Source organism: Pseudomonas sp. K5002, from assembly GCF_013386655.1.
Classification (GTDB): Bacteria; Pseudomonadota; Gammaproteobacteria; order Pseudomonadales; family Pseudomonadaceae; genus Aquipseudomonas.
This window is the reverse complement of sequence record NZ_JACARK010000098.1, coordinates 4,144-4,578: the sequence shown is the minus strand read 5'-3', so window position 1 is coordinate 4,578 and position 435 is coordinate 4,144. Positions and strand designations below refer to the sequence as shown.

Sequence of the window (435 nt, the reverse complement as noted above, 5' to 3'; positions counted from 1 at the left end):
GCCTGGCGCGCATGCTCGACCTGGATCACGAGCGCTGCTACAGCGCCGGGATCCTCCATCGCCTTGGCGACCTGGCCTTGCTGCGGTGCCTGCAAGACTGGCTGCTGGGCGGTGGCGAACTGGATGATGAAGCGATTGGCGAGTCCCTCTACACCTTCGGCGCGGCCTATGGTTCGGCACTGCGCACACGCTGGCGCCTGCCGCTGGAGTTGCGCCAGTTGATCGCGGCGATTTATTCGCTGGAGGGCGGGGTGTATTCCCGCGAAGCGCTGGTGATGAACCTGGCGGCGCAACTGGCGCGGCTGACCGAGCATGAAGGCGTCGAGGCATTGGCGAAAGGCAAGACGGCACGCTTGCTCAAGGTGGGTTTGCCGGAATTGACGCGTATGCGCAAAACCTAGCAGGCGATGCGTGCCAGTGTGGGAGCTGGCTTGC

General features: G+C 64.6%; 1 protein-coding gene. It reads left to right on the top strand.

The window, feature by feature from the left end:
- A partial coding sequence (locus tag HX846_RS06145; protein ID WP_178965137.1) for an HDOD domain-containing protein occupies positions 1-401 on the top strand: 401 nt, incomplete at its 5' end.
- Positions 402-435 lie beyond the last annotated feature (34 nt).